Source organism: Sphingobacterium shayense (genome assembly GCF_013179575.1).
Taxonomy (GTDB): Bacteria; Bacteroidota; Bacteroidia; order Sphingobacteriales; family Sphingobacteriaceae; genus Sphingobacterium; species Sphingobacterium shayense.
This window is the reverse complement of the sequence record NZ_JABMCQ010000291.1, coordinates 1-2287: the sequence shown is the minus strand read 5'-3', so window position 1 is coordinate 2287 and position 2287 is coordinate 1. Positions and strand designations below refer to the sequence as shown.

Below are 2287 nucleotides of genomic sequence, written 5' to 3'. Positions count from 1 at the left end.
TGAATTTCCAAAGAGCCAATTAAGTTTAGCTGTGTCTTCTTGAGAGAGCTCTTGTTGGGTTTGCACACCGTAAACGATGTTGCTAGGGTTCACGAAGAAATGAATCATTATAACTGTATATTATTGAACGTTATTCAAATCAAAGCACAAAGTTACGCAATATTTTTGTCTGTGATCAGCATTAATCTGCTATTCTCGTAAAAAAAGTATTGAAGCCCTTAATGCAAACCGCATTAACAAAAATGAGTTGCATTTAGCTTTACTTTTTCGTCCGATCGACTGGTGAATGAATTTAGTTTAAATTTTCTATGCGTTAAATGGCCTACAAAGTTCTAAAATTCTATCTTTGTACATTAAAACAGATTTAAATGAATATTTCCTATAATTGGCTTAAAAATTATATAGATACCCAAAAAAGTCCGGAAGAGTTATCGCTTATTTTGACTGATATTGGATTGGAAGTAGAAGTGCTTGAAACGGTACAAACGATACCTGGGGGACTTCAGGGCCTAGTTGTCGGAGAAGTAAAAGCGTGCGCGCAGCATCCTAATGCTGACAAATTAAAAATTACGCAAGTGGATGTTGGTGCTTCTGAGTTACTACATATCGTTTGTGGCGCACCAAATGTGAGAACTGGCCTAAAAGTTATTGTGGCGCAGGTTGGTACAACATGCTACCCTTCTAACGGCGAGTTGTTTAAGATTACCAAATCGAAGATAAGAGGGGAAATCTCCGAAGGAATGTTATGTGGTGAGGATGAAATCGGTTTGGGGACCTCACATGACGGAATAGTGGAGCTTGCAGATTCCGCTGTTGTCGGTAGCCTCGTGAAAGACTATTATAACATTAAGGACGATTATCGCTATGAGATAGGATTGACGCCAAATCGAGCGGATGCCGCGTCTCACCTCGGGGTTGCTAGAGATTTAGCTGCGTACTTCCGGAAGCCGTACAGCCTTAGTGATGTTTCAGCGTTTCGGGCGGGAGAGCAAGTGGATATCCAAGTGGATGTTCAGGATTCCGATGCAGCACCACGTTATGCTGGTGTAACTATTTCTGGAATAACCGTTAGAGAGTCGCCAGACTGGCTGAAGGATTGTTTAAATACGATAGGAGTCCGTCCAATTAACAATGTTGTTGATATTACAAATTATATTCTCCATGATTTAGGTCAACCGCTGCATGCGTTTGATGCTTCTAAAATATCGGGTAATCAGATTGTTGTCCGAAAAGCTAAAGATGGTGAGCCATTCGTAACCTTAGACGGTATCGAACGCAAGCTGTCGAGGGAAGATTTAGTTATTGCCGATTCACAGAAACCAATATGTATCGCTGGAGTATTTGGTGGTGCGCATTCTGGTGTGACTGAAGAAACCACTAAAATATTTTTGGAATCTGCATATTTTAATGCTGTATCCGTTCGAAAAACGGCCAAACGACACGCTTTAAAAACAGATGCGTCCTTTCGTTACGAGCGCGGTACCGACCCGAATATGCCTATTTATGCACTTCATAAAGCTGCGCTTCTTATACAGGAAATTGCGGGAGGTGTGATTGAGTCATCAGTTACAGATATTTATCCTGTCCCTGTTAGTCCATTCACCTTTCCTGTGAGTTATACCAGAGTGCAGAGATTAATTGGGAAAGCGATTCCCAATGAGGAAATAAAATCGATTATAGAAGCTTTAGGAATTGGCATTGTTGGGGGTGATCAGGACGAATTTCAGGTTAGCGTCCCGGCATACAAGGTAGACGTTACTCGTGAAGTCGATGTTATTGAAGAAGTTCTTAGAATTTATGGTTATAATAACATTGAATTAAAGTCGCAGATAAAATCGTCATTAAATACCACAGAAAAGCCAGACAAAGAAGTTGTATTAAATCAAATTGCAGACTTGCTCATAGGTAATGGTTATCGAGAGATATTAAATAATTCGTTAACCAAATTGGCCTATGTCGATGATCAGGAGACAGCCGTACGGTTGCTCAATCCTTTAAGTTCTGATCTTGATACAATGCGCCAAAACTTGTTGTTTTCCGCTTTAACAACCATTTCGTATAATCAAAAGCGTAAAAATGTAAACGCTAAATATTTCGAATATGGGAAAACTTATTTTAGAACGGAATCAGGATATTTTGAACGTCAAAACTTATCGTTGGCTCTTGCAGGAAATCACGTCGACGAACAATGGCAATCTCCGGAAAAAAAGACAAATTTTTATCATATAAAGTCTGCCGTTGACGCCATTATAAAGCGCTTGAATATTGTTGGATTGCAGACGATCGA

General features: G+C 39.8%; 1 protein-coding gene. It reads left to right on the top strand.

The genetic code is table 11. The features are described 5' to 3' along the window. Positions 1–368 precede the first annotated feature (368 nt). On the top strand, positions 369–2287 hold a 1919-nt coding region (gene pheT / locus HP439_RS18785; RefSeq protein ID WP_172391858.1), incomplete at its 3' end, for a phenylalanine--tRNA ligase subunit beta.